This is a genomic window from Zunongwangia mangrovi (assembly GCF_900112105.1).
Lineage (GTDB): Bacteria > Bacteroidota > Bacteroidia > Flavobacteriales > Flavobacteriaceae > Zunongwangia > Zunongwangia mangrovi.
Genome location: NZ_FOKV01000009.1, coordinates 48176 through 68680 on the forward strand (window position 1 = coordinate 48176; position 20505 = coordinate 68680).

The following is a 20505-nucleotide window of genomic DNA, read 5'->3' on the forward strand; positions in this document are numbered from 1 at the left end:
GGATTTAAATTAAATTCTAATTGATAATCTTAAATTAATAAAGGGAAACCATCTATAATCTTTTATATCTTCCTGAAGAGAATCTGCTTCATTAGCAGTTGGTTCAAGCATACCACTAGCAGTAATCCCTACTTGAGGTTCTGGTAAGTAAAAGCTTCCAGCTTCAAAGGCAAGACCAATTTTGCGTTTAGGAACAGCTCTCCCAAAGCCTAAGCCAAAATATGGTGCGAATCCATTATAGTCTAGTGATAACTGTAAATCACCAATATCTTCAGGTCCTAAAACAATTTCTCCGTATTCAAATGTACCATCATAAGTAGCGAAAGCTTTGGTGTTACCGTCACTAAAATGGGAGGCCCCTCCTACTAGTTTAAAACTACTTGCTTTAAATGGTAAATATTCTAAGCTAAGGTCGAACTCAAGGAATCGGGTATTTGCAGTGACATTTAAATTAGCATCATCTACCTCAATTTCTTGAACAAAATTTTTAATACTAAGTGTGTTACCTCTAAGCCTTATGTTGAAATGTGGAGACAAATTTCTAGCAACTTCTATACCGCCTCCTAAAGTTGAACCATTTAATGCTACGGCATATTTATTTGCGTAATTGGAGTCTGCATTTTCCTGGCTTATAGATGTCCAGGAAATTAAAATTATAAATAGATACAATAAAGATTTTCTCATCGACATTTTCCTACTTCTTTAAAAATCAAATATTCAAAATTTAATTTATGAAAATATTAACAGGTGCAAATATATGCATATGTCTTAAAAATGTGCGCTTTATCGGTAAAAAAAATCAAAATTGATATTTTTTATGTTATTAGTGTCAATTTTATACGTTTTGTGTGAGAAAATACATGTTAAAAAAATAAAAAGGCCTCGCGAAGAAAAGCGAGACCTTTATGAATAGGAAAAATTATAAAGCAAAATTGCAAATTTCATCACTAATTATATCAATGAAATTTTCGTTGTTGGTAAGAGTATATTCTGTTGTTACCCAACCTCCAAAATAGGTTCGGAATTCATATGTTGTTGCAGTTTTCATTCTATAGGTTTGGAATTTTCCAGAATGCATATAACCATAATTCCACCACCGAGCACCTTTTTCTCTATAATAGAACCAATATGATGGTTTAAATTTAAAATTAGAGTAAGGACATTCTATAGTTACTTCAGCCGATACTAATTGAGGAAAGGCACTTGAGGGAAGATTAATTGTAGTGCTCTCTGTACAAATAATAAAAGGCTCTGTTTCGGTTATCAAATTTCCTTTGTTATACCAGTTAGATCCATTAAAGATTCTAACTTTCATAGGAATGTTGTTGGGAACTCTTAAATAGTTGATTTGCGCGCCATCATATAAATACATACGTTTTCTCGCATAGTACCCAACTGGTTGATTGTTGTAGGCATATACAAGTTCGGTGTAAAAATAAGATCCCATAGAGCTACCGGGAGCATTTACAGTAATTGCATTTGATCTATAACAGGTATATGAATAAAAGTCTAAATTATACCAAGTAAGGTGGTCCGTTTCAAAGCTAACTTCCATCTTCGCGTTATTAGATACCACAGTTCCAGTTTTTTCATATACCCAGGTGCCACTTTCTACTTCATAACTCCAAACGGGTATTTGATCACCAATTTTAATATCAGCATCTGTATCTAAATTAAATCCGTTGGAATCAACTTCCATAGTAACTTTAATAGGTTTACTAAATTCCTTAACATTTATTCCATCAATATCCATGTCGATTGAAGCAAAACCAGCAGTTACGAAGTATATATTTTCTTCCTCTCCATTTTCACCAATTACACTTTCAGGTGTAAATCCTCCAGGGAAAGCACTTAGCGAAGCATCTCCACTTGCATCAAAATGTGTGAAATTTATATTTAAAGACTCTCCAAATATTTGATTTCCGTTAGCATCATAAAAAATTGTACCCGGTTCAAGTTTTATTGCCGCGCCTGTAATTTTTTCATCGCTTACTGGTATCTCAATAGTTGCGCTGTTATTCAAAGTTCCATTGGATAAATTTAAATTTTCTATTGAAGAGCCAACTCCACTAGGTGGGGTTTCCGTGTTTACCATGCTTATAGTTAAATTCTGATCTTTAGAGTTTTCTGTAAAATCAACTTGAAAATTAACTGGTAAAAAGCCGGGAGCTTCGGCGTATAAGTTGAAAGACTTTACATCTTCTGGTCCATTTGGTTTACTATTCGGGTTCAGTATAAAAGAAGCTATACCAGCATCCACGCTAAATTCAACTTCACCTTCAGAATCTAATAAGCCATTATTTTCATTATCTAAAATTTGTAATTCTATGTCTTGTGGAGGATTTTGTGGATTAGCTGCATCTATAAATTCCACAACCAGAGTATATTCGAGGAAGTCTGAATTAATTCCCAGATTAAAGTCGTCTACTACTTCATTCGGCATCTTTTCGCAGGATGTCGGTATTACCAGTGTAAGAAGTAGAAGGATATAAATTATTTTTTTCATTGCTTTATTTTTAAATTCTAACAGATAATCTTAGGTTCAAAAAGGGATACCATCTATAGTCTTCGATATCTTGCTGAAGAGTTTTTGCCTGATCTGCAGTTGGAGCAAGCATTCCATTAGCTACTATGCCTACCTGTGGTTCTGGTAAATAAAAACTTCCAGCTTCGAATGCCACACCAAACTTCTTTTTAGGTACGGCCCTACCAAACCCTAATCCAATATATGGTGCGAATCCATTATAATCCAGAGTTAGTTCTAAATCACCAATTTCATCTGGACCAATAGTTATTTCACCATATTCAAAAGAGCCATCATAAGTAGCATATGCGGTCGTCTCTCCGTCACTAAAATAGGATGCTCCACCTACAATTTTGAAACTACTGTTTCTAAATGGTAGATATTCTAAGCTAATATCAAATTCTAAAAATCTTGAGTTTGCGGTAACATTTAAATTAGCATCGTCTACTTCAATCTCCTGAACGAAATCACTTATATTAAATGTATTTCCCCGAAGTCTAATATTGAAATGTGGAGAAATATTTCTTGCGATTTCAATCCCTCCACCAAGGGTTGAGCCATTAACACCTATGGCAAACTTGTTTTCATAGGTAGTTTCTTCAACCTGCGAAAACGTAGATATCGAAAAACTTAAAAAAAATAAATAGAGTAGTAATTTTTTGACCATGTTAAAATTTTTATGTTAAAAATTAATAGGGTCAAATATAAAATCTTAATGTATTCTTAAAAATACCCAATTTTGGGTATTTTGTACGAATCTTTATCAATTGGGATTAATCTGTGGGATCATGTAGGAATTTTCACTCCTCATAAAGTTCTAAAGGAAGCTCATCTGGATCACTGAAGAAGGTAAATTTTTTGCCAGTGTGAGGATCTATACGAATTTCTTCAGTCTCGACTCCTCTTTTGTTAAGTTTTGATATCGCTTTTTCGATGTCATCAACTTGAAATGCCAGATGCCTTAAACCTTGAGCTTCCGGGAAGCTTGGCCGTTTTGGTCGATTTGGGAAAGAAAAAAGTTCTATAATGTATTTTCCGTTTAGTGCGAGGTCTAATTTGTAGGAGTTTCTTTCTTCGCGATAAACTTCCTGTAAAATCTCTAAATCTAAAATTTCAGTATAAAATCTTTTTGAAGTTGGATAGTGAGAACATATGATAGCGATATGATGAACGGCTTTAAGCATTGTCGATTTTGTGGTTTTTTAGATCAGATTTTAAAGATACACCACTAATTTTTTTCGCAAAAGATTCGGTTATTAAAAACTCCAATAGCTCTGCTGCCGCTGCGGTACTCATTCCGTCGCTATGAATATTCGAAATACAATTTCTTTTTTCGTCTGTTGTGCCACTTTTTGGACCGTAAGTGGTATAAATTCCTAAACTTTTTGGACTGGACAAACCGGGACGTTCTCCAATAAAAGTCGCTGTAAATTTTCCATTCAATTTTTCTGCAATTTCGTCTCCAATGGCAACTCGTCCATTTTCAACTATACTAATGGCTGCGGAATATTTCTCTTTTAACTTCGGAAGCAATTTCTCAATGATTTCTGCACTTTGCAAGGTCGCTTCAGGCGATAAACCATCCACAATATTAAAAATGATATCAAATCCTGAAGCATTTTCTTGCTCGCTATCGGCTAAAAGTTTCCCCAGATCCGGACGTTTTAAATATTGCTCACGGTCTTCTGCCTTACTTTTAAATTTGAAAACCTTTAAGTCGAAATTTGATAAATCTGCCTCTATTTTTTCAATATTGAAGTCGGTATAAATTGCATCTCTTGCTTTAGCGTGATCCAACTGAAATTGCAAAACATCCTTTATAGATTGGCTTCCGCCGGTATTTCCAAGTGCAATTCGGGCTTTAGAAAGCTCACGTAATTGCGTATAGGGATCTTTTTGGATCTCGTTTTTATAGATTTCAGGTTTATCCATTGCTTATTAATTTATGAGATTCGGGTAAATTTTGGCGATTTCCATTTTCATCAAAAATCCCCATTTTTAAAAGCCATTTTTCAAATTCCGGCGCTGGTTTTTTATTCAAAACTTTCCGTAGATACATGGCGTCGTGAAAAGATGTACTTTGATAATTCAGCATCACATCATCGGCACCGGGAACTCCCATAATATAATTGCAGCCAGCAACGCCCAAAAGCGTTAACAAAGAATCCATATCATCCTGGTCGGCTTCAGCGTGATTAGTATAACAAACATCGCAACCCATGGGAAGTCCCATAATTTTTCCGCAGAAATGATCTTCTAAAGCGGCACGAGTGATCTGTTTTCCATCGTAAAGATATTCTGGTCCAATAAAACCAACTACTGTATTTACCAAAAGAGGATTGTATTTTCTGGCCACGGCATAACAGCGAACTTCACAGGTTTGCTGGTCGATGCGGTGATGCGTATTTGCTGAAAGTTCCGATCCTTGCCCGGTTTCAAAATACATCACATTATTACCAATATCGCCTCTGTTCAACTGAAGTCCGGCATCGTAGGCTTCCTGAAGCATATTTAAATTGATCCCGAAAGATTCGTTGGCTTTTTGAGTACCACCAATTGATTGAAATATAAGATCTATGGGTGCTTTTTCTATAATTTCCATGGTTGTGGTAATATGACTCAAAATGCAGGTTTGTGTGGGAATTTCGTATTGCTGTCTAAAATTGTCTAATAATTTAAGCAATTCTGAAACTCCGTTTGGGTTATCGGTCGCCGGGTTAATTCCTACCACGGCATCACCACAACCATAAAGCAATCCGTCGATCGTACTCGCCGCGATCGCTTTTGGATCATCTACCGGATTGTTGGGTTGTAATCGAACTGAAAACCGATCGTTTAAACCAAGGGTATTTCTAAATTTTGTGATGACTTCACATTTCTGCGCAACTTTAATAAGATCCTGGTTTCGCATTAATTTAGAAACTGCGGCAACCATTTCAGGAGTTAATCCGGGAGCTATTTCTTTTAAAATTTCCGGAGTTGCATGGTAACTAAGCAACCAATCTCTAAATTCTCCTACACTAAAAGCCGAAATTGGATAAAAAGCTTCAGCATTATGATCGTCCATAATTAAACGGGTAACTTCATCTTCAGCATAAGGAATAATCGGATTTTCAAGAAATTCTTTTAGTGGTACTTCGCTCAAAACATATTGTGCGGCAACTCTTTCTTTGTTGTCTTTTGCAGCAAGGCCTGCGAGAACATCACCAGATCGATGCGGACTAGCTTTTGCCAGTAATTCCTTTAAATCTTTAAAAGAGTAGGTGATGTTATTGATGCTGAATTTATATTCCATAACTGCAACTTTTGAAGTAAGTTACCAAAAACTACATCCACGAAATGTTTAAAGAATATTAATTTAAACCGGAGAGGTTGAATATTGATATTTCTGAAGTTTAAAGATCTACAATTAATAAATCATAAAGCCATCTGGAGGTTTTCTCATAAAGCTGTAATTTCATAATGTTAAAATAATTGGTTATATTACAGAAAATCAATTATTTAATGATTAGACTTTTACTCACCTTATTTTCAAAATCAAATTTTAAAAAAATTGGATTCGTGTTTATTGTTTTGAGTTTCACTTTTAGTTGCTCAGAAAATAAAAATATTAGCTCGAAAGTTTCAGCCGATATAACGCCAACTGAATACACTAAAGATTTCTCAGAAATCAAGAAAGACGGGAAACTTACCGTTATTACCATTTATAATTCTACCAGTTACTTTTTATATCGCGGAAAACCAATGGGTTTTGAATATGAATTGGTTAAAAAACTTGCAGATCATTTAGAACTCGAACTCGATATAAAAGTCGCAAAAGATATCGATCATTTATTCGATATGCTGAATGCCGGTGTGGGCGATCTTATTGCATTTGGACTCTCGGTTACCGAAGACCGAAAAAAACTCGTCAATTTTACCGAATATCACTATTTAACGCATCAGGTTTTAGTGCAACGTCGCCCGGAAAATTGGAGAAAGTTACCAATGTATAAGATCAAAAAGCACACGCTAAATGATCCTATCGAGATGATCGGGAAGACCGTTCACGTGCGTAAAAACTCGTCATATTTTGAACGTTTAGAAAACCTGGAAGACGAGATTGGCGGGCAGATTGATATTCAACTGGTTTCTGGAGATAAAACTACAGAAGATATCATTAAAATGGTGGTCGATGGTGAGATCGATTATACGATTTCAGATTATAATATCGCTGCGATCAATCAAACCTACAACCCAATTTTGGATATTGATACCGAGATCAGTTTTTCGCAACGTATCGCCTGGGCGGTTCGAAAAAATTCACCTGAACTTTTAGCTGAAATCAATTCGTGGCTAAAAAATATCAAGAAAAAAGACTTTTATTATGTGGTGTACAACAAGTATTTCAAAAATAAGAAATCCTATCGCCGCCGAATTAAAAGTGAATTTTACAGTAAAAACCAGGGTAAAATTAGTCAGTACGATGCGATCGTAAAAAACAATGTAGAACGTTTAGGTTGGGATTGGCGATTGCTGAGTTCACAGATCTTCCAGGAATCACGTTTTAAACCGAATGAAAATTCCTGGGCAGGCGCTGGCGGATTAATGCAAATTATGCCGGCAACCGCAAAAGATTTGGGTGTAAACGATATTACCAATCCTTCAGAAAATATTCGTGGCGGCACCAAATATCTAGCACAATTACGGGAAAATTTTGATAGTGTTGAAGATAGCATTCAGCGTATCAAATTCACCTTGGCAGCGTACAATTGTGGCTTAGGTCACGTTCGTGATGCGCAACGACTTACCAAAGCCTTTGGCGAAGATCCTAATGTTTGGGACGATAATGTTGAAGATTATTTACTGAAGTTAAGTTCGCGTGAATTCTTTAATCGACCGGAAGTAAAATATGGCTTTGTTCGCGGTCGTGAGCCGTATTTGTACGTGAAAGAAATATTCTTGCGCTACGAACATTATAAAAAATTAATTCCGTTTGAAACTCCCGAAACCGAATCTCAGGTCGCTTCAAATTAACTAGAGTTTAACGCGAGAAGTCCGTTTTTTACTACTTAATAGCCTTTTTTTACAGGAAGGTTCAGACTGTTTTTTGTGAAATTTGAACCTGAACAAAAACCAAAAATATGGCTAACAGAAGAGACTTTTTATACAAATCTATTTTAGGAACTGCCGGAATGGTTACGGCTCCTTCAATTATAAATGCAGCAAATTCTACGGAAACTGCAATTCCTTCAGCAAAAATTAAAAACAATTTTTTACGCGATAAATTTAAACCCGAATGGAAATTTGGGATGGGTGGTGTTGCCGCCGGTAATGGTTTTCACGTAAATAGTGACGAAGACATTCGTGGCGCAATGGATGCCGCGTGGAATAACGGCGTTCGTTATTTTGATACTTCGCCTTGGTACGGTTTAGGAATTAGCGAACGCAGAATGGGAAGTTACCTTTTCAATAAAAACCGGGAAGATTTTGTGTTGTCCACCAAAGTGGGAAGAGTCTTAACACCAGATCCAGATTTTGAATTGCCGGGTGCACTCTGGAAAGGGAAATTAAATATGAATTACGAATACGATTATTCGGCTGAAGGTACCAGAAAATCGGTAGAACAAAGTCTGCATCGTTTAGGTTTAGCCTATATCGACATTGTTTTTATTCACGATCTATCGCCAGATAATCCAGATTTTAAGGAAGGAGATTATGAAAAATACTTTGATCAGGCTCAAAATGGAGCGATGCCAGAGCTTACCAAAATGCGCGAAAAAGGTTTAATTAAAGGTTGGGGATTAGGCGTAAATACCACTAGACCAATTTTAGAAACCATCGAAGTTGCCGATCCAGATATTTTCCTTTCAGCAAAACAATATTCGTTGTTGGTTCACGAAGACGATCTAAATAATGTCTTTCCGGTTTGTGAAAAAGAAGGAATTAGTTTAGTGATCGGTGCCGCTTTAAATGCAGGATTTTTAGCAGGAAAAGAGCGTTATAATTACGGCGGAACTATTCCTGAAGAGATGAAAGAAAAACGTGCAAAATTGCAAAAAGTAGCCGATAAACATAATGTCGATCTAAGAACGGCAGCATTGCAATTCTCTGCAGCGCCAGATGTGGTGGCAAGTGTGATTCCGGGAGCGAGTAATGGAGAGCAATCTGAAGCAAATGCAAAATCGATGGATGTAAAAATTCCGAAGGCATTTTGGAAAGAGCTAAAATCGAAAGGTTTAATTGCTGAAAACGCTCCAGAACCTAAATAATAAGTAATGAGAAAAAGTTTATTTTCGATAATTTTAGCGCTATTTCTTCAACCTATAATTGCTCAGGAATATCATAGCGATCAACTAGAAACTGTTGCCAATTTAGGCGAATATATGGCGATTGGTTTGAGTGTTTCTTCTGATAATCGGGTGTTTGTGTCTTTTCCTTATGCTGAAGATCGTCCCTATAAATACGGTTTAACAGAAGTGATCGATGGCGAAACCAAAGCCTATCCAAACAAGAAATGGAATAAACATTCAGGAAACGAGCACAAGCATTTTGTAAAGGTTCAGGATTTGTATGTCGATGCGAATGATATGCTTTGGGTGTTGGACTCGAAGCCTTCACCGGGCGGATCAATTTTTGGCGATAGCGGAAAAGCGGAAGAAGGAAAATTCAAATTACTGAAAATCAATTTGAAAAATGATAAAGTTGAAAAAGTCTATCATTTCGAAGATTTAGATAAAACAATTTCAGGTTTAAACGATATTAGAATCGATACCGATAAAAGTTTAGGGTATCTTTCAGATCCCGGTCAGGCGGCTGTTGTTATTCTCGACCTAAAAACCGGAAAAACTCGCAGCGTTCTTAAAAATATTGAAGCCACGAAAGCAAATCCTGATGTTGTGTTAAGCTATCACGGCAAAGAGATGCGTAATAAAGAAAGAAAAGCCTTTAGCTCGAATGTAAACGGAATTGCGTTAACTTCAGATAATAAATACTTCTATTTTAAACCGATTAATAAGCTGAATTTATACAGAATTGAAACCAAATATTTGGCTGATGCTTCCCTTTCTGAAGAAAGTCTCGCAGCAAAAGTTGAAGATCTGGGCGAAGTTGGGATTACGCACGGACTTATAGCCGATAAAAAAGGACGTGTTTATTTAACCAATTCTACCGATTATTCGGTGAAATATTTTGATCCTGAAGATGGGGAAGTACATAATTTGGTACAAGATTCTCGTTTGCTTTGGCCAGATTCTCGTTTGCTTTGGCCAGATTCTTTGGGCATTGGCAACGATGGTTATTTGTATTTTTCGTGCTCGCAATTACAACGCCAGCCGGTTTGGAATGATGGTAAATCGAAAGTAGAATTTCCTTATCAGATTTTTCGGGTAGAACTACCATAAAAAACTTTCAGAGAAGCTTAACACACTTGTTAGGCTTCTTTTTAATATATTTGTATCGTGAACGATTTAATTGTAAAAGATTTTAAAATTTATTATTATGAAAACACAATATCAAACAACTGTTTCTGCCACAGGAGGTAGAAACGGACACGTAAAAAGTGAAGACGGATTTGTAGATTTTGACGTTTTAATGCCGAAAGAATTAGGCGGAAAAGGCGGAGCGACCAATCCTGAGCAATTATTTGCAGCAGGTTATGCAGCTTGTTTTGATAGCGCTTTGAATCTGGTAATAGGGAAAGCCAAAGTAAAACCAGAAGGCGAAACTACCGTAAAAGCAACTGTAGGAATTGGGCCTAACGATGCTGGCGGTTTTCAATTGGCTGTAAAACTTTCGGTAGAAATTCCCGGAGTAGAGAAGGAGAAAGCGCAGGAATTGGTAGAAGAGGCGCACCAGGTTTGTCCTTATTCTAACGCAACTCGCGGAAATATCGATGTAGAATTAGAAGTGATTTAATTCTTTTTTCGTTACCCTAAACCTGCCCGTCCGGCAGGCGGGCTAGATTCAGGGTCTCATCCTGAAATAGTATTATTCAAACTTCTTTGACTTAAGTGTGAAGATGAACTAAACCTCATATTTAAAATTCCCTTTTGGCTTGCGGCGAAAAGGGATTTTTTTTATTACTTTAAAGATTGAAAATTACTACTGAAAACCTCGAAAATCGCTGAAAAATGAGTGAAAAATATGAAGCTTTAAAATTGGATCATCAACTTTGTTTTCCGTTGTATACGGCTTCACGATTGGTTATTCAGCGTTACCAGCCAATGCTGAAGGAGTTGGATATTACCTATCCGCAATATTTGGTTTTAATGGTGCTTTGGGAAAAAGATGAGGTGAATTTAAGTACGATTGCTGAAAAACTTCAGCTACAATCCAACACGCTTACGCCGCTTTTAAAACGGCTACAACAACGCGAACTTTTGGAGCGTAAACGTTCTGAAACCGACGAGCGAAATATCGTAATCACACTTACTAAAAAAGGAAAATCTTTAAAAGACCAAGCTTGTGATGTACCGGCAATGTTGGCTGAGCAACTTCCGTTAGAAGAAGAGGAAGCCAAAGAATTGTACCGATTATTATACAAGATGATCGGGAAAATGAGCGAAAAGTAATTTCAGTAAGAAAATTTCATTCTACTTCAATAAGAAATTCACGATGGAATTCAATTTTTTCTTCCGCAGAAAACTTGTTTAATCTTCAGATTTTCGAGTTTTCACATTGAAACTCGGCGCTTCGTAATCTTTTGGTAAATAATCTTTGGGGATGGTCGTCATATTCCCATCACGCTGCGCACGATAGTGTGGAGACAAAATTTCGATATCCATTTCGTTGCAACAATCCTGAATGTTTTGATGCAAATCTGAATAGATTAACGCCTGTTTATTGGCGTGTTTCGTGTATGCGTTTAGTTGATACGACACATAAAAATCGTCTAAGCTTGTTTGTAAGACAAAAGGTTTAGGCTGTTTTTCAATAAGATTGGTGCGCAAAGCCGCTTCAATTAAAGCAGCATAAACGGTTTTATACGGGATGTCGTAGCCCAAAGTCACCGTGGTATTGATTATTAAACCTTCGCCTCTTTCTTTAGTGAAGGTTGAATAATTCACGGTATTTCCGCTTAAAACTGCTGAATTTGGGATGGTAATTTCTTCGTTTTTGATGGTTTTTAGTCGGGTAACCAAAAGCGTTTTTTCGATCACATTTCCGGTGGTGTTTCCAATATTAATTCGGTCTCCAATTTTAAAAGGTCGCATATAGGTAATCACCAATCCGGCCACCATATTGGCGATAGCAGAAGATGATCCCAGCGAAAGTAACACCCCAAGAAATACAGAAACACCTTTAAAAATCGTCGAATCTGAACCCGGCAAAAGCGGAAAAATCAACACGAACATAAAGGCATACAGTAAAAACCGAATAATGGTAAAAGTCGGCATTGCCCAATCGGGATGAAAACCTGAGATTTGAAGTTTTTCGTCTTCAATTTCAGCAAAAATATATTTTACGGCTTTTACAAAATAGCGCATCACAATAATGATCGCGGCGATCTTAATGATATTGGGGAAATAGTGCCAAATAGCCGTAAAAATTTGTCCGAATGAAGAGAAAATTAGGTCAAACAGGTAATTAGACCAACCTTGTGTAAATTCGAAAACACTAAAAATTAGTGGGAAGAAAATGTAAACCACCAGCAGAATCAAAAACCATTTTAGGATCTTTAAAATGAATAAAATCACATTGAGTTCCTGCTCTGGCGTGATAAACGTGTAGTTGTTATAGGTAAGACTTTTTAGCCATTTGTCTTTTTTACTTTCTATAAAACGGATGCTTCTTTTGTTTACAAATGCAATCAATTTTAAGGCCAGCCAAAGTCCCAAAAGGATAAGCGCAACAAAACCAATTTTTAAAAAGACGTTTTTCGGGATGTATTTACTTTCAGCAATATCAAGATTTGCAGAGATCACTTCAGCATAAAAATTTGCTAATTCCTGCTTTGATTTTTTAGAGCCGATCGTATCAAGATTAGTAATGTTGAGCAGAATTTGACTTCCGTAGATTACCTCTAAACGCTCCTGATCTTTTAAAATCTGAAGTGAATCTTTAGAAAATGTATTGGCATCGATACGCTGAATTCTTTCAGAAATAATACTTGCACGCTCTGCTGCAGATAAATCGCCCGACTTTTGATAGATCGAAAATAATTCTTCATTCGCTTTCCCGATCACCGGGAAACCTTGAGAGGAAAGAACCGTAGAATTGTTAATAGTATTTTCTTTTAAATCCTGAGCATTTAAAATCTCATGCTGCAGACAAAGAAATAAAAGGCTTAAAATGGCTAATTTCGAAAATAGAAAATGCATAAATTTTAAATGATCGATTTTATTTTTCGCCGATCATAATGCGGTAAAAATAGTAAAATATCTTTTAGATCAGCTTTTTAGCATTTTGCCGATTTTGGATGTTTTTTAAGCGTTTTTAAAAGGTGACTTTCATCTGTAAAACCAAATTCTGTTGCGATTTCTCGTTTCGTGTAATTTCCGTTTGATAGACGATTTTTTATTAGTTGAAGCTTATATTGTAAAAGATATTCTCGTAAAGGTACCTTCATGTTGCGCTTAAAAAATTTACCAAAGTAATTCTTCGTGGTATTAAATTCCTGTGCTAAATGCGATAATCTAAGGTTTTTAGGATAGTAAATATTATTGTGGATGTAGTTTAAAACCGGCTCCATTCCTCTTTTTAAACTTTGGGTTTCTGTTTCTTTTGACGAAATAGAGGTATAATTTTCTAATACCTCTAAAATACTTATTAATTGAAAAAATAGAATACGTTCGTATTTATGCCCAGCATTCTGTAAATCTGAAACCACCGCAAATTGTTTAGAAAGTAAATCTTGATCGTTTTTAGATAATTTGATCTTAGCATTTCTTATTTCTCGATTGTCCAAAATCGTTTTGTAGAGCGGAAGGGATTCAGCAGCAATTAACTCATTGTCTTCTTTGAAAAAATCTAGTGTGAATTTGCAATAAATAAACCTGGTTTCATTTTCTATTTCAAATTCATGAGAGTCGTCCGGTCCTAAAAGAAACAGGGCGCCTTTTTCGTATGCAATCTCATTTTTATTGATTTTATGCTTTCCAGCGCCTTTTTCGATAAAAATAAGTTCGTAATGATTATGATTATGCCTGGGATGCGTCCAAACATTCGTGGTAAAATCACTAATAAGAAAGGAAGTAAATTGTTTAAAACGTTTCATAAAGGATGAATCTATTCAGAAAAATAATACAATAATGCTTCTATATGAAGTAATGAAGAGCTCTTAACAAGTATTTAAGAGGTAGAAATAAAAAACCACCTCGGTTAAGGAAGTGGTTTTCAAAACTAAATAATCTAATTAACCAGTTTGGATAGGTTGGTTATGATTATAATAAACAACATAATTTAAATTCGAAAAGGATAATTAATGGTGTGAACTCTAATAAATCCTTCTCATAGCAATTTTCTCCAAAGGTCTTGATATTTCTTGGTTTCGGGTTTGTATAAAACGGATATAAACTGGTATAAATAAGTCAATTCAGGTTAAATATCTGTTAAAGCAAATGTGTAGAATTAACTAGAATCTAACAGCAATTTGAAACAATTGCCTTTACCTTTAATAGAAAATATATAAAATGAATAAGCTAGGAATTTGTTCCTGGACCTTGGGAATATCGGATATTAGAGTCTTAATGGAAAAAGTAAAAACTTTAGGACTTGATGGCGTTCAGTTTAGCGGCGACTGGCGAGATTTTAATGCAGAAGAAGTAAGAGAAGCTGCAGATCTTTTTGATTTAGAAATTTTTGCAATAGATCCTTTTAATTGCGAACCAGCAAATCCAGAGCAGGCAAATGCAACTGCTGCTATAGAATTTTATAAAAATATTATTGATTTTGCGGTAGAAACCAATACGCCATGGGTTACGTTGCAGGGTTTACCAAAATGGACGGCTAATTGTAGCACTAATGAGGAATGTTGGGAAATGCTAGTGCATTGCTGTAAAACTTTGGATGCTTACGCTCAGCTAAAAAAGGTTAAGATTGCTTACGAATGTGTAAATAGATATGAATCCTCGATGATTCATACTGCTGAAAAAGCTAGAGAACTCATAGAAGCTGTAGGGCACCATAATTTTGGACTGATCCTGGATAGTTTTCATATGCATATTGAAGAACCAGATCCTATTGAAGCACTTAAATATTCTAAGGATTTTCTGTTCAGCTATCATATTTCAGATTCTAATAGATCTGGAATAGGTAGGGGGCAGGTAGATTTTGTAAAACATCATGCTGTTTTAGAAGAAATAGGATTTGAGGGTACTATAATGATCGAAGTGGTGCTACCAGAACTAGTACCTACATCTACGCCTAAGAATGATTTGGAAAGAGAACGTTTAGATGAAGAGATTCGCCGAAGCGTAAGAGTTTGGCGAAATCTAAAAGAGAAAAAACATTTATAAAGAAAAAAACCGAATCTTAGTAATCGATTCGGTTTTCTTTTTGATCCCATTTTTCAAATACGGGTAAGCCTTCTTCTCGCAAAATATTAACAAAAGGCACTTTTCTATTATCAATATCCTTATCTAATTCTTCGTATATAAATTGATCGTCAAATCCTATTTTTGCGGCATCACTATGCTTTAAAGCATAATAAACTTTTTTAGGACGTGCCCAGTAAATAGCACCCAAACACATAGGGCATGGTTCGCAACTGGTGTAAAGAATACAGTCTTCTAATTGAAAGGTATTTAGATTTTCACAGGCTCTTCTTATAGCAGTGATCTCGGCATGCGCTGTTGGATCGTTACTGGAAGTTACAATGTTCCATCCTTCAGCAATAACTTCACCGTCTTTAACAACTACGGCCCCAAAAGGCCCTCCGGCACCGGTACTCATTCCTTCTTCTGCTAGCGCAATAGCTCTGCGCATAAACTTTTTGTCATCTTCTGTCATGATCATTTTTTTTCTATACGATCAAAACTAAATAAAAAAGTAGAGTAAAAACTGTACAATTTCGATCTTATGATTATTATAACTTTAAATGATTAGCAGAGATTTTATAAGCATTGATTATTTTAAGTTTAAAATAGCATCTCAGAAAGTATGAGATACGTGTTACTTTTACATAAAATTTTTAGCGATAGAACCAAAATTTGCTGGTAAATTGGCTCCATCGTTTAAAGGAATAATACGAGATAATTGCTCCTGTTGATCTAGAATTAAGAGATATTCTCCGATCAACTGCGCTAAAAGCGTTCTATGCGATTTGCTAAGATGTGCCGTGTTAATTAATATGTAATCATCTTTTGCTCTTAAGAATCTACTACCAATAGGATTCCAAAACCCTTTAACATCTACCTCTCTATCCAGGGATCTAAGCTCTCTCAAAAAAACAGATGATCTATCTTCATCGTAATTTTGTTGAAGGTATTTCTCTATTTCGATAAAATAAAAACTACTTAATAATATTTCATTGGCACGTTTAACAACTCGGGAAAGCTTACGGTTTCCACCATTGTAAATTAATTTCATTTTTGATTTTTTTTGTTAGGATCTATGTTTGGTTTTTTGGTCGAATTATTTTTTTAGTAAAATGAAATAACTGTGTTTAATGTTAAGTAATTTGTAGGGGGGCTTTACTTACTAAAATTACTTTATATCTTTCTGAATATCAAATAAATATTCATTTGTACATAAGAATTGTATTTTCAGTATTTTTTGCTATTATTTATTTTAATAAAGCGATAAAATGATGGTGTAATATTTATTTTTTTGATAAAATCTATGATCTTATTTGATTAGAAGAATCAAAAAATACCTTATTTTTGCTCTCCGAACCTTCATTTCAACCCAGTATATGAGTCAAAAAGTGCTACTTACCGCTAAAGAAGTACAAATAATTTTGCAACGACTGGCTTGCCAGCTTGTAGAAAATCACTCTGACTTTTCTAATACTGTTCTTATAGGGATACAGCCTAGAGGAATATTTTTACTGAATAGACTTCAGGAAATTCTCGAAAAAGAATACCAGATAAACGACCTTAAAACCGGCCAATTGGACATTACTTTTTACCGGGACGATTTCCGTAGAAGTGATAAACCTTTAGAGGCTAATAAAACCAAGATCGATTTTGTGGTAGAAGATAAGCGCGTAGTTTTTATAGATGATGTTTTGTATACAGGTAGAAGCATACGTGCAGCGCTTACAGCAATTCAATCTTTTGGAAGACCTAAGGAAATTGAGTTATTAAGTTTTATCGATCGTCGTTTTAGCAGACATTTACCTATTCAGCCGGATTACAATGGTAGGCAGGTAGACGCCATAAACGAAGAAAAAGTAAAAGTAAACTGGAAAGAAAACGAAGGTGAAGATATTGTTTACCTTATTTCAAAATAATTAGCGTAATGAGCGAATTAAGTGTTAACCACTTACTGGGAATTAAGTATCTGCAAAAATCAGATATCGACTTAATTTTTAATACTGCAGATCATTTTAAAGAAGTTATTAACCGGCCTATTAAAAAAGTTCCTTCATTACGAGATATTACGATTGCCAATCTTTTTTTCGAGAACAGTACGCGTACCCGCCTTTCTTTCGAACTTGCCGAAAAGAGGTTAAGTGCAGATACGATAAATTTTTCAGCAGCATCCTCTTCAGTAAAAAAAGGGGAAACGCTTATCGATACGGTAAATAATATCTTATCGATGAAAGTTGATATGGTGGTAATGAGGCATCCAAATCCGGGAGCCGGAATTTTTCTTTCTAAACATGTAAAAGCGAGTATCGTAAATGCAGGTGATGGAGCACACGAACATCCAACTCAGGCTTTACTGGATTCGTATTCTATACGTGAGCGTTTAGGTGAAGTAGCCGGTAAAAATGTAGTAATTGTAGGGGATATTCTGCATAGCCGTGTAGCACTTTCTAACATCTTTGCACTGAAGCTTCAGGGCGCTAATGTAAAAGTTTGCGGCCCAAAAACATTAATTCCAAAATATATCGATTCTTTAGATGTAGAGGTCGAAACCAACCTTATCAAAGCATTGGAGTGGTGTGATGTGGCAAATATGCTTCGAGTACAGAATGAAAGAATGGATATAAGCTATTTCCCTTCAACTAGAGAGTACACTCAACAATTTGGTTTGAATAAGAAGATTCTAAATAGCCTTAATAAAGAGATCATCGTAATGCATCCCGGACCAATTAATCGCGGCGTAGAAATTACAAGTGACGTTGCAGACAGCGATCAGGCGATCATTTTAGACCAGGTGCAAAACGGTGTGGCGATACGAATGGCTGCGATTTATTTGCTTGCATCTAAAATTAAGCAATAGATTTTTATTAAATTAGTACATCCCATTTCAAAAAGAGGCTAATGAATATTGAAAAGAGAGAAAAATATCTTTTGATTACCGATGATAAAGATTCTATAACCGATTTTACTTCAAGATTAACAACAAATCATCACCAGTTCGAGACTGAAAATGTGGTTGTTGATATCCTAAAATATGGCGCTTTAGAATTAGAGGAGCTTTTAGGGTTCTTAGAACTTTCTACAGTTCATCGTGCCAACAAAAAATCTTTTGTGATCGCTAACGATGCCATTAATATCGATAAGATCCCAGAAGAATTGGTAGTCGTACCAACGTTAAGAGAGGCAGAAGATATTATACAAATGGAAGAACTGGAACGAGAGCTTGGCTTTTAAATTCTTAATTAAATATTCTCTATTTTCTTCCAAAATCGATTTTAATGAAGCTTGATATTTTAGGCTGTTATGCTGCTACTCCACGTTCTCTAACCAATCCTACTTCCCAGGTTCTAACCATGCAAAATCAAATGTTTTTGATTGATTGTGGTGAAGGGACTCAGGTACAGCTTCGAAAAAATAAGATCAAATTCGGTAAAATTGAGCATATTTTTATTTCTCATTTGCACGGCGATCATTTCTATGGATTAATTGGACTTATCTCGACTTTCATGTTGCTTAATCGAGAAAAGGAGCTTCATGTTTACGGCCCAAAAGGAATAAAGGAAGTTATTTTACTTCAGCTAAAACTTTCTAATGCCTGGACGCCTTATCCATTATATTTTCATGAGTTAACTTCAAATAAAGCAGAGAAAATTTACGAGAACGAGAAGCTTTCCGTAGAAACAATTCCGCTTAAACACAGGGTGTATACCAACGGGTTTTTATTCAGAGAAAAAGAAGGGGATCGCAAATTATTGATCGATGAAGCACAAAAATATAAAATCGACGTAGCACTTTTCAAAAGTCTTAAAAAGGGAAAGGATGTAGTTTCTGAAGATGGTAAATTAATAAAGAACGACTTGGTCACAGCACCAGGTGAAGCACCAAAAAGTTATGCGTTTTGTAGTGATACTGTTTTTTCTGAAGAAATTATCCCACAATTAGCCAATATCGACGTTTTGTATCACGAGTCTACTTTTTTACAGGAACAGCTTAAATTAACAGATCCTACCAAACATAGCACCGCAATGCAGGCAGCAACGATTGCTAAAAAAGCGAACGTCAAACAGCTAATTTTGGGGCATTATTCTACTCGTTATCCAGACATTCGATTATTTAAGACTGAAGCTGAAGAGGTTTTTCCTAATGTCGCGTTGGCTGAGGATGGAAAGAGCTTCGAATTTTAATATTTTCAGATCCTTTTTCTGAATTCTTCAAAACCAGTTTATCAAATAAGAAAGCTTGGTTTAAATTTTACTTAAATCCTCATATTGCTCGATTAAAATTTTCGGCTTTATTACTAAAACTCGTAAATTGCAGTAGGCTATTGCTGTGAAGTGCGGTAATAAGCTACAAATGATTACTTGTAGAAAAGCTGAAATATAAAGCGATGAGTAAAGATCTTCAGGATTACAGACAATCTTACGAAAAAAGTGAATTATTAGAAAGTAGTATTTCTAGTGATCCTTTTGAATTATTTGAACAATGGTTTAACGAAACCGAAGCCGAAGGCGGTTCAGGAGAAGTTAATGCGATGACCATGTCCACGATTGGTCTCGATGGTTTTCCAAAATCCAGAGTAGTGCTTTTAAAATCTTATAGCGCAGATGGATTTGTTTTTTATACCAATTTTAATTCTGAAAAAGGAAAAGCTATTGCTCAAAATCCACATGTTTGTTTATCATTTTTCTGGCCTTCTACAGAGCGACAGGTAATCATAAAAGGTCTGGTAGAAAAAGTAGATGAAAAAATAGCAACGAAATATTACCATTCTCGCCCGCGTGGAAGTCAGCTTGGTGCCTGGGCATCACCACAAAGCACTGAAATTGCCAGCCGTGAAGTATTAGAAAATAATCTTGCCGAAGTCGAAGAGAAATATGAAGGGCAGGAAGTGCCAAAACCAGCGCATTGGGGAGGTTATATTGTTAAACCGGTTAGTTTGGAGTTTTGGCAGGGAAGACAAAATAGATTACACGATCGTATTGCCTATATAAGGGAAGATGCTAAATGGAATTCTAAACGTTTGGCACCATAATTATGAAGCGATTAGTTGTTGTAAGGCATGGTAAATCTTCTTGGAAATATGATGTTCCAGATCACGAAAGACCTTTAAAGAAAAGAGCTAAAAAGGATGCTAAAGCTGTTTTGGGTGTTTTTAAAGCTTTTTATCTTCAAAATATAGAAAGCGCAACATTTTGGAGTAGTTACGCTGTTAGGGCACATGAGACCGCTAAGATCTTTAAAAAAGAATTAGAGATAAAAGATAAGGATTTTGAGGTTAAAAAAGCCTTGTATACATTTAGTAGCGGCGATTTAAAAAATATAATTCGAAAGGCGCCAGATTCTATAGAAACCCTGGTTATTTTTTCTCACAATCCTGGCATTACCGGTCTGGTAAATCATTCAGGAGATCAAAAGTTTCATAACATTCCAACTACCGGATTGTGCGTTATAGAGTTCGAAGAAGATCATTGGGATTCTATAAGTACAGGTAAAACTTTACTAAGCCTTTTTCCAAAGAATTTACGTTAA

Annotated in this window: 22 protein-coding genes; 12 read left to right on the top strand and 10 right to left on the bottom strand. The window is 35.6% G+C overall.

Translation table 11 applies throughout. The annotated features are described in order from the left end of the window. Positions 1–9 precede the first annotated feature (9 nt). The 6 genes from BM201_RS15795 to BM201_RS15820 all read right to left on the bottom strand — a co-directional run bounded on the left by BM201_RS15795 (position 10) and on the right by BM201_RS15820 (position 5819). Positions 10–684 carry a hypothetical protein gene (locus BM201_RS15795; protein ID WP_245758671.1) on the bottom strand — a complete coding sequence of 225 codons (675 nt, stop codon included), beginning with the start codon at positions 682–684 and terminating at the stop codon, positions 10–12. Between the two features lie 235 nt (positions 685–919). Beyond that, a complete protein-coding gene (locus BM201_RS15800; protein WP_139219261.1) occupies positions 920–2506 on the bottom strand; it encodes a hypothetical protein in 1587 nt (528 codons plus the stop codon). A 10-nt stretch (positions 2507–2516) separates the two neighbouring features. Next, the gene (locus BM201_RS15805) at positions 2517–3191 is read right to left on the bottom strand and encodes a hypothetical protein (protein WP_092544370.1); all 675 of its coding nucleotides are present in this window, start codon (positions 3189–3191) and stop codon (positions 2517–2519) included. A 133-nt stretch (positions 3192–3324) separates the two neighbouring features. Continuing rightward, positions 3325–3708: an SMU1112c/YaeR family gloxylase I-like metalloprotein gene (gene gloA2, locus BM201_RS15810; protein ID WP_092544372.1), complete on the bottom strand. Its 384-nt coding sequence runs from the start codon at positions 3706–3708 to the stop codon at positions 3325–3327. After that, entirely contained in the window at positions 3701–4456 is a 756-nt protein-coding gene (gene eutC / locus BM201_RS15815; RefSeq protein ID WP_092544374.1) for an ethanolamine ammonia-lyase subunit EutC, read from the bottom strand. Before eutC ends, gloA2 begins: the two co-directional genes overlap by 8 nt. Further along, positions 4449–5819: an ethanolamine ammonia-lyase subunit EutB gene (locus BM201_RS15820; protein ID WP_092544376.1), complete on the bottom strand. Its 1371-nt coding sequence runs from the start codon at positions 5817–5819 to the stop codon at positions 4449–4451. The genes eutC and BM201_RS15820 overlap by 8 nt, the downstream gene beginning before the upstream one ends. A gap of 209 nt (positions 5820–6028) precedes the next feature. On the opposite strand from BM201_RS15820, the gene BM201_RS15825 reads away from it, so the two are divergent. From BM201_RS15825 to BM201_RS15845, 5 genes are all read left to right on the top strand, one after another. Further along, a complete protein-coding gene (locus BM201_RS15825; RefSeq protein WP_245758672.1) occupies positions 6029–7540 on the top strand; it encodes an MltF family protein in 1512 nt (503 codons plus the stop codon). 107 nt (positions 7541–7647) lie between these two features. Continuing rightward, positions 7648–8775, top strand: a complete 1128-nt coding sequence (locus BM201_RS15830; protein ID WP_092544378.1) for an aldo/keto reductase — start codon at positions 7648–7650, stop codon at positions 8773–8775. 6 nt (positions 8776–8781) lie between these two features. Continuing rightward, positions 8782–9906: an L-dopachrome tautomerase-related protein gene (locus tag BM201_RS15835; protein ID WP_092544380.1), complete on the top strand. Its 1125-nt coding sequence runs from the start codon at positions 8782–8784 to the stop codon at positions 9904–9906. A gap of 97 nt (positions 9907–10003) precedes the next feature. Beyond that, entirely contained in the window at positions 10004–10420 is a 417-nt protein-coding gene (locus BM201_RS15840) for an organic hydroperoxide resistance protein (protein WP_092544382.1), read from the top strand. A gap of 215 nt (positions 10421–10635) precedes the next feature. Further along, positions 10636–11076 carry a MarR family winged helix-turn-helix transcriptional regulator gene (locus BM201_RS15845; RefSeq protein WP_092544384.1) on the top strand — a complete coding sequence of 147 codons (441 nt, stop codon included), beginning with the start codon at positions 10636–10638 and terminating at the stop codon, positions 11074–11076. A gap of 78 nt (positions 11077–11154) precedes the next feature. Here the strand turns inward: BM201_RS15845 and BM201_RS15850 are convergent, their stop codons facing one another. Both BM201_RS15850 and BM201_RS15855 read right to left on the bottom strand, forming a co-directional pair. Beyond that, the gene (locus BM201_RS15850; protein ID WP_092544386.1) at positions 11155–12825 is read right to left on the bottom strand and encodes a mechanosensitive ion channel family protein; all 1671 of its coding nucleotides are present in this window, start codon (positions 12823–12825) and stop codon (positions 11155–11157) included. A 77-nt stretch (positions 12826–12902) separates the two neighbouring features. Then, positions 12903–13721: an AraC family transcriptional regulator gene (locus tag BM201_RS15855; RefSeq protein ID WP_092544388.1), complete on the bottom strand. Its 819-nt coding sequence runs from the start codon at positions 13719–13721 to the stop codon at positions 12903–12905. Positions 13722–14136: 415 nt separating this feature from the next. Here BM201_RS15855 and BM201_RS15860 point away from each other — a divergent pair, with 415 nt between their 5' ends. After that, entirely contained in the window at positions 14137–14961 is an 825-nt protein-coding gene (locus tag BM201_RS15860; RefSeq protein ID WP_092544390.1) for a sugar phosphate isomerase/epimerase family protein, read from the top strand. A gap of 16 nt (positions 14962–14977) precedes the next feature. Here BM201_RS15860 and BM201_RS15865 read toward each other — a convergent pair whose 3' ends face one another. Together BM201_RS15865 and BM201_RS15870 are read right to left on the bottom strand one after the other, a co-directional pair. Beyond that, entirely contained in the window at positions 14978–15454 is a 477-nt protein-coding gene (locus BM201_RS15865; RefSeq protein WP_092544392.1) for a nucleoside deaminase, read from the bottom strand. Between the two features lie 168 nt (positions 15455–15622). Beyond that, positions 15623–16033, bottom strand: a complete 411-nt coding sequence (locus BM201_RS15870) for a hypothetical protein (protein WP_092544394.1) — start codon at positions 16031–16033, stop codon at positions 15623–15625. 325 nt (positions 16034–16358) lie between these two features. Here BM201_RS15870 and pyrR point away from each other — a divergent pair, with 325 nt between their 5' ends. The 6 genes from pyrR to BM201_RS15900 all read left to right on the top strand — a co-directional run bounded on the left by pyrR (position 16359) and on the right by BM201_RS15900 (position 20505). Then, on the top strand, positions 16359–16898 hold the full coding sequence (pyrR, locus tag BM201_RS15875; protein ID WP_092544396.1) for a bifunctional pyr operon transcriptional regulator/uracil phosphoribosyltransferase PyrR: 540 nt from the start codon (positions 16359–16361) through the stop codon (positions 16896–16898). An 8-nt stretch (positions 16899–16906) separates the two neighbouring features. Continuing rightward, on the top strand, positions 16907–17836 hold the full coding sequence (locus BM201_RS15880) for an aspartate carbamoyltransferase catalytic subunit (RefSeq protein WP_092544398.1): 930 nt from the start codon (positions 16907–16909) through the stop codon (positions 17834–17836). 41 nt (positions 17837–17877) lie between these two features. Then, positions 17878–18210, top strand: coding sequence for a ribonuclease Z (locus BM201_RS15885; protein WP_092544400.1), 333 nt, complete (start codon positions 17878–17880; stop codon positions 18208–18210). A gap of 44 nt (positions 18211–18254) precedes the next feature. Then, on the top strand, positions 18255–19160 hold the full coding sequence (locus BM201_RS15890) for a ribonuclease Z (protein WP_092544402.1): 906 nt from the start codon (positions 18255–18257) through the stop codon (positions 19158–19160). Positions 19161–19363: 203 nt separating this feature from the next. After that, positions 19364–20008, top strand: coding sequence for a pyridoxamine 5'-phosphate oxidase (pdxH, locus tag BM201_RS15895; protein ID WP_092544404.1), 645 nt, complete (start codon positions 19364–19366; stop codon positions 20006–20008). Between the two features lie 2 nt (positions 20009–20010). Next, a complete protein-coding gene (locus BM201_RS15900) occupies positions 20011–20505 on the top strand; it encodes a SixA phosphatase family protein (protein WP_092544406.1) in 495 nt (164 codons plus the stop codon).

Excerpts from the sequence above, each read along its gene's own strand:
- BM201_RS15795 (WP_245758671.1), bottom strand. The coding sequence starts at position 684 with ATGAGAAAATCTTTATTGTATCTATTTATAATTTTAATTTCCTGGACA.
- BM201_RS15800 (WP_139219261.1), bottom strand. The coding sequence starts at position 2,506 with ATGAAAAAAATAATTTATATCCTTCTACTTCTTACACTGGTAATACCG.
- BM201_RS15805 (WP_092544370.1), bottom strand. The coding sequence starts at position 3,191 with ATGGTCAAAAAATTACTACTCTATTTATTTTTTTTAAGTTTTTCGATA.
- gloA2 (WP_092544372.1), bottom strand. The coding sequence starts at position 3,708 with ATGCTTAAAGCCGTTCATCATATCGCTATCATATGTTCTCACTATCCA.
- eutC (WP_092544374.1), bottom strand. The coding sequence starts at position 4,456 with ATGGATAAACCTGAAATCTATAAAAACGAGATCCAAAAAGATCCCTAT.
- BM201_RS15820 (WP_092544376.1), bottom strand. The coding sequence starts at position 5,819 with ATGGAATATAAATTCAGCATCAATAACATCACCTACTCTTTTAAAGAT.
- BM201_RS15825 (WP_245758672.1), top strand. The coding sequence starts at position 6,029 with ATGATTAGACTTTTACTCACCTTATTTTCAAAATCAAATTTTAAAAAA.
- BM201_RS15830 (WP_092544378.1), top strand. The coding sequence starts at position 7,648 with ATGGCTAACAGAAGAGACTTTTTATACAAATCTATTTTAGGAACTGCC.
- BM201_RS15835 (WP_092544380.1), top strand. The coding sequence starts at position 8,782 with ATGAGAAAAAGTTTATTTTCGATAATTTTAGCGCTATTTCTTCAACCT.
- BM201_RS15840 (WP_092544382.1), top strand. The coding sequence starts at position 10,004 with ATGAAAACACAATATCAAACAACTGTTTCTGCCACAGGAGGTAGAAAC.
- BM201_RS15845 (WP_092544384.1), top strand. The coding sequence starts at position 10,636 with ATGAGTGAAAAATATGAAGCTTTAAAATTGGATCATCAACTTTGTTTT.
- BM201_RS15850 (WP_092544386.1), bottom strand. The coding sequence starts at position 12,825 with ATGCATTTTCTATTTTCGAAATTAGCCATTTTAAGCCTTTTATTTCTT.
- BM201_RS15855 (WP_092544388.1), bottom strand. The coding sequence starts at position 13,721 with ATGAAACGTTTTAAACAATTTACTTCCTTTCTTATTAGTGATTTTACC.
- BM201_RS15860 (WP_092544390.1), top strand. The coding sequence starts at position 14,137 with ATGAATAAGCTAGGAATTTGTTCCTGGACCTTGGGAATATCGGATATT.
- BM201_RS15865 (WP_092544392.1), bottom strand. The coding sequence starts at position 15,454 with ATGACAGAAGATGACAAAAAGTTTATGCGCAGAGCTATTGCGCTAGCA.
- BM201_RS15870 (WP_092544394.1), bottom strand. The coding sequence starts at position 16,033 with ATGAAATTAATTTACAATGGTGGAAACCGTAAGCTTTCCCGAGTTGTT.
- pyrR (WP_092544396.1), top strand. The coding sequence starts at position 16,359 with ATGAGTCAAAAAGTGCTACTTACCGCTAAAGAAGTACAAATAATTTTG.
- BM201_RS15880 (WP_092544398.1), top strand. The coding sequence starts at position 16,907 with ATGAGCGAATTAAGTGTTAACCACTTACTGGGAATTAAGTATCTGCAA.
- BM201_RS15885 (WP_092544400.1), top strand. The coding sequence starts at position 17,878 with ATGAATATTGAAAAGAGAGAAAAATATCTTTTGATTACCGATGATAAA.
- BM201_RS15890 (WP_092544402.1), top strand. The coding sequence starts at position 18,255 with ATGAAGCTTGATATTTTAGGCTGTTATGCTGCTACTCCACGTTCTCTA.
- pdxH (WP_092544404.1), top strand. The coding sequence starts at position 19,364 with ATGAGTAAAGATCTTCAGGATTACAGACAATCTTACGAAAAAAGTGAA.
- BM201_RS15900 (WP_092544406.1), top strand. The coding sequence starts at position 20,011 with ATGAAGCGATTAGTTGTTGTAAGGCATGGTAAATCTTCTTGGAAATAT.